Source organism: Pseudoalteromonas sp. SR45-5 (genome assembly GCF_014163565.1).
GTDB lineage: Bacteria > Pseudomonadota > Gammaproteobacteria > Enterobacterales > Alteromonadaceae > Pseudoalteromonas > Pseudoalteromonas distincta.
The window spans coordinates 1-5560 of the sequence record NZ_JACJDN010000243.1; the positions used below are offsets into that span (position 1 = coordinate 1).

Below are 5560 nucleotides of genomic sequence, written 5' to 3' on the forward strand. Positions count from 1 at the left end.
CCAGCTTAGTAATAAGCTGGGCTTTTTTATATGTGTTGTTTGTTGTCTTAAATCAATGCTAAGCATTTAAAGCGTGCCTACTGAGGTAACTATGTCGCAAACAATGATAATTGGGCTGCTTAAAACATCAATAATGCTTGGGTTGTGCCTTATCGTGACTGGCCATACTTTAATTGTGTCGAACTACTTTACTGTCGAGCATGGTATTAAAGGAATAATTACAACGGCGGCATGCATTGCTGTAGGCGTGCTGCTGTCGCTTCCCACTAAAATATATTTAACAGTATTATTGATGGAAGCCGAAAAACGTTATTTAAAAAACCATAAAAGCACTCACTCTAAATAATTAAAGTGCACTTAAATTATTAATTTCTTTATTACGTTTTTCTAGTTTGTCTTTTACATTTTCGGCGTCATTAAATAGCTTTTTAACCGAATCTGGGTTCAAAATACTGATCCCCTCTGGTGCAGCCGATATTGTGTTTGGAGTTGAAGAGGTATTTAAAATAGACGTGTCTTCTGCAGCAATAACTGTAATATCTTTAGGATCGAGTTTTACTTCAATACTTTTTACATGCGGGTTAGGTGTATCAGAAAAGTGCCATTGGCCTGTTTCGTCTTGCCACTTAAAAATTTTACCACTTGAGGTAGCATTTGCAGCAATTGGTTCATCAGAAATACTGCTCGCAATTTTATCGCCAGCTTGCTTAACACCCAGCACTGCTTGGTCCAAAGTATTGCTAGATAGCGCGACCATTTTTTCTTTAATTTGCTGAGATTCACTGCTAATTGATGATGCAGAAAGCCATGTTTGACCATCGGGCTTTTTTAAATAAAACAAAGAGATGACTGCAATAGCCATAATTGATATAGCTAAGTAGGTAAAGTATTTCATAGCGTTCCTGCTTTAATTAATCCTTTAATGCCTTGAGTCTAATAAAAAATACTTAATTAGGCAATTTTTTGTACCCGAATAAAAGAAAATAAAAACGCAGCCGAAGCTGCGTTTTTATTTGCGATTTAACTACATCGTAGTGACGTTAAATACCGTCACCATCCATGTGCAGTCCGCATTCTCGGTTTAAGCCAAAAAAGCGAGTTTCTTCCTCTGTCATTCCTGGTTCTAACTTACGTGTTGTATGTACGTCACCCATCGATACATAACCTTGTTCCCATAATGGGTGGTAAGGTAAATCGTGCTTAGTCAGGTACTGATACACGTCGCGGTTAGACCATTCAATAATCGGGTACACTTTAACGGTACCACGGCTTATTTCTACAAACTGTTTATCAGCACGTGTAGATGATTGATCGCGACGCAAACCACTAAACCACGTGCCCGCTTCTATCTCTTTAAGTGCGCGGGTCATCGGCTCAACTTTATTAAGCTGGTTATATTGCTTAATGCCGTCCTCGCCTTGCTCCCACAACTTACCAAACTTAGCTTCTTGCCATGCTGGGCTTAGCTGCGCTCTATACACCTTTAAGTTTAGTGATAAACGCTCACTCATTTGTTCAATAAACTGATACGTTTCAGGAAATAAATAGCCTGTATCGGTTAATACAACGGGAATATCTGGACGTTGTGAGGTCATTAAATGCAGCATTACTGCCGCTTGAATACCAAAGCTAGATGATAAAAAAGCCGTATTAGGCAAGTTATCAAGCGCCCATGCAACACGCTGTTCTGCGCTCATATTCGCTAGCAAACCATTAGCATCAGCTAACATAGCCGCTTGGCTTTGTTTATCTAGCTGTAAAATGTTTTTAAATTCACTCATGGTAAATTCCAAACCTCACCAGCGCTTTGGCGCTGGTATTTAATTAAGCGTGAAAATCGGTTACTGATACTTTTACTTCAGCAACTATGCCTTTGCGTATAACAAAGTCACCAAAACACTCACCTTCGTTACGCTCTTTTGCCCATTGCCCAATGAGCTTATCGAATGCTTCTAGGTAAACGTCTTCGCCTACGTTCTCAAGGTACAATTTAGGAATACGTGTGCCTTCTAAATTACCACCTAGGTAAACGTTGTACTTACCTGGCCCTTTACCCACTAAACCAGCTTCTGCAAGCATTGCGCGGCCACAACCGTTAGGGCAACCTACAACGCGCATAATAATGCTGTCATCTGGTATACCGTGCTTAGCAAGTAATGCTTCAGTTTTTTCTACTAGGCTTGGTAAGTAACGCTCTGCTTCGGCCATTGCAAGTGGGCACGTTGGCAGTGAAACACACGCCATAGAATTTTTACGCTGCTGCGAATCTTTGTCGTCAATCAGGCCATGGCTACGTGCAATTTCTTCAATCACGGCTTTTTGATCTGCAGGTACGCCAGCAATAATTAAGTTTTGGTTTGCCGTCATACGCATGTCACCTTGGTGAACTTCTGCGATTTTACGACAACCTGTTTTAAGCGGCTTGCCTGGGTAGTCTAAAATACGACCACTTTGAATAAATAGCGTTAAGTGGTGCTTACCATCAATGCCTTCAACCCAACCAATGCGGTCGCCACGATGAGTAAACTCAAACGGACGGCTTGGTGCAAACGTAACGCCTGAGCGTTTTTCTACTTCTGCTTTAAATACATCAACGCCAACACGGTCCAATGTGTATTTAGTTTTTGCATTTTTACGGTTTGAACGATTACCCCAATCGCGCTGCACAGATACAACATGCTCTGCAATTTTTAAGGTATCTTCGAGCGTAATAAAGCCAAAGTCATCAGCCTTACGCGGATACGTAGCCGTATCACCGTGAGTCATGGCAAGGCCACCACCAACAAGTACGTTAAAGCCAACAAGCTTTCCGTTATCAGCAATTGCCACAAAGTTTAAGTCATTCGCATGCACATCAACTTCGTTATTAGGCGGAATGGTTACCGTTGTTTTAAATTTACGCGGTAAGTAGTTAGATCCTAAAATTGGCTCTTCTGTGGTTTCTGCCTTTTCGCCATTTAGCCAAATTTCAGCATACGCTTTCGTTTTTGGTAATAAATGTTCAGAAATTTTTGCAGCCCAGTCGTAAGCTTCTTGGTGTAACTCAGACTCAACAGGGTTAGTAGTACAAAGCACGTTACGGTTAACATCGCCCGCAGTTGCAATAGAGTCTATACCTACGCTGTTAAGCATTTGGTGCATGCCTTTAATATTCGGCTTTAATACACCATGAAACTGAAACGTTTGACGCGTTGTTAAACGAATACTGCCGTAGCTTGTTTTGTCATCTGCAAACTTATCGATTGCTAGCCACTGCTCTGGCTTAATAATACCGCCAGGCATACGTGCACGTAACATTACATTATGTAGCGGCTCTAGCTTTTGCTTAGCACGCTCACCACGTATATCGCGGTCATCTTGTTGGTACATGCCATGAAAACGTATTAACTGAAAGTTATCGGCAGTAAAACCACCGGTAATCTCGTCTTTTAAATCTTTTTCTATGGTGCCACGTAAAAAGTTACTTTCTCTTTTCAAACGTTCGTTATCAGAAAGTTTTACGTTTTTATCTTGTTCGCTCATTTTAAATCCTAAATTTGTTACAGTGACGGCTGTTAGCTGTTAAATAAAATAAGAAACGTGATTAATACACGTCTTTCTGATAGCGGTTTGCGCTACGCAAATCTTTTAAGTATTGCTCTGCGTCTTCGTTACTCTTACCTGTGTTTTCTTTAACGATATCAAGCAAGGCGTTGTGTACATCTTTTGCCATACGATTTGCATCGCCACAAATATAAAAGTGAGCGCCAGCTTCTAACCATTCAAACACGTCTTTACTGTTACTGCGTAATTTGTCTTGTACGTATACTTTTTCGGCTTGGTCGCGGCTAAATGCTACATCTACTTTGTTAAGTAAACCCGATTTTAAATAACCCTGTATTTCTACTTGGTATAAAAAATCTTGAGTAAAATGTGGGTTACCAAAAAACAACCAGTTTTTGCCTTGTGCTTCACGCGAATCACGCTCTTGTAAAAATGCACGGAACGGCGCAATACCGGTACCTGGGCCAACCATGATCACAGGTGTATCATCGTTAGTAGGTAGGCGGAAATTATCGTTGTGTTCGCTAAATACTTTAACTTTACAACCTTCTTCAGCACGACGAGTTAAGTAACCAGTACAACCTCCTAAATGCTCGCTATCAAATGCATCAAACTGCACTAGACCTAGTGTTAAATGTACTTCGTCTTCAACCTCAGCTTGGCTAGATGCAATTGAGTACAAACGAGCTTGTAGTTTACGTAGGCAATCTACTAATGTTTGCGCATCAATTTTTGCTGGGTTTTGGCGAATCACATCAAATATTTGGCGAGGTTCAATATACGCACGCATTGCCGCTTTATCTTCTACAAGCTTTAATAATTCAGGCGTACCTGTTGCTGTTGCGTATTTTTCTACAAAACCTGGGTACGACTGAGTCAACTCTAGTTTTTCAATAAGTGCATCGCGTACGCTTAGCTCTTCATCACCTACTTTTACAATGCTTGTTGCATCTATTTGAGTAAGTGTAAGTACTTCATCAACTAATACATCGTCATTTAAAAAGTACACACCTAATGAATCACCTGGCGTGTAAGTAATGTCAGAACCTTCAAGCGAAATTTCAACGTGACGTACATCTTTAGTCGAGTCGCGACCGGTAATTTTTTGAACAGTTAATAGCTCTGCTTCAAATGGATTTTGTTTTGTATATTGGCTTGCTGCAGAGGTAGGAGCGCCAAATGGCATTGATACAACTTGACCACCAGCGGCTTCTTGCTGCGCTTTTAAATCAGGTTCAAATGCATCAACTGCACCGGCGATCCACGTAGCGGCTTCATCTTCGTAATCTACATCTAAATCAGCACGTTGATAGATAGTTTGTGCACCGAGTTTATTTAAACGCTCTTCAAAATCTTTTGCTGTCTGGCAGAAAAACTCATAGCTAGAATCACCTAAGCCAATAACCGCTATTTTCACATCGTCTAGTTTTGGCGCTTTTTTAGTGGCTAAAAATTCGTGGAGTGTTTCTGCGTCTTCTGGTGGCTCACCTTCGCCGTAAGTAGATACAACGATAGTTAAAAACTTTTCTTTTTTCAGGGCTGTTGGTTTGTAATCTGACATGCTAACAAGCTTAACTGCTAAGCCTCGCGACTCAGCCTGCTCTTTCATTTTGGTAGCTACACCTTTTGCGTTACCCGTTTGCGAACCATATAAAATAGTTAGCGCTGCTGCATCACCCGCAGCCGGTACGCCTGCCGTAGGAGCACCTAACGCAGCTGAATTAGCATTTGCAGCTAAGTAACCACTTACCCACGCTTGTTGAATTGGATTAAGTTCAGCCACTAAACCTTGCAGCTTTTGTACTTGATCTTGCGATAGCGGGCTTGCCGCAGCATTTAGTTGACCTAACAACATGAATCGATTCCCCATAACCCTGAAAATTAAACACAACACACTTTGTGTATTGTTAAAAATGAGTTTTACCTCATCCAGAGCGTATCTGTTGAGGTTTTCTAAGTTAGTAGGATAACGGGCTCAGCATAGATAAAAAAAGAATAGAATCTGCTTTGATATTCC

The 5560-nt window shown here is 40.9% G+C and carries 5 protein-coding genes; 1 reads left to right on the forward strand and 4 read right to left on the reverse strand.

Features of this window, described 5'->3' with window-relative positions:
* The first annotated feature begins 91 nt into the window (after window positions 1–91).
* Complete coding sequence (locus H5072_RS10575; RefSeq protein ID WP_182693503.1) at window positions 92–346, forward strand: hypothetical protein; 255 nt, start codon at window positions 92–94, stop codon at window positions 344–346.
* Here the strand turns inward: H5072_RS10575 and H5072_RS10580 are convergent, their stop codons facing one another.
* The 4 genes from H5072_RS10580 to H5072_RS10595 form a co-directional block, all read right to left on the reverse strand.
* Window positions 347–895 carry a DUF4124 domain-containing protein gene (locus H5072_RS10580; RefSeq protein ID WP_182693504.1) on the reverse strand — a complete coding sequence of 183 codons (549 nt, stop codon included), beginning with the start codon at window positions 893–895 and terminating at the stop codon, window positions 347–349.
* Between the two features lie 145 nt (window positions 896–1040).
* Window positions 1041–1781, reverse strand: coding sequence for a phosphoadenylyl-sulfate reductase (locus H5072_RS10585; protein ID WP_002961106.1), 741 nt, complete (start codon window positions 1779–1781; stop codon window positions 1041–1043).
* Between the two features lie 43 nt (window positions 1782–1824).
* Window positions 1825–3522: an assimilatory sulfite reductase (NADPH) hemoprotein subunit gene (gene cysI / locus H5072_RS10590; RefSeq protein ID WP_182693505.1), complete on the reverse strand. Its 1698-nt coding sequence runs from the start codon at window positions 3520–3522 to the stop codon at window positions 1825–1827.
* A gap of 61 nt (window positions 3523–3583) precedes the next feature.
* Window positions 3584–5398 (reverse strand): assimilatory sulfite reductase (NADPH) flavoprotein subunit, encoded by a 1815-nt coding sequence (locus H5072_RS10595; RefSeq protein WP_101216850.1) that lies wholly within the window; start codon window positions 5396–5398, stop codon window positions 3584–3586.
* Between the last annotated feature and the right edge of the window lie 162 nt (window positions 5399–5560).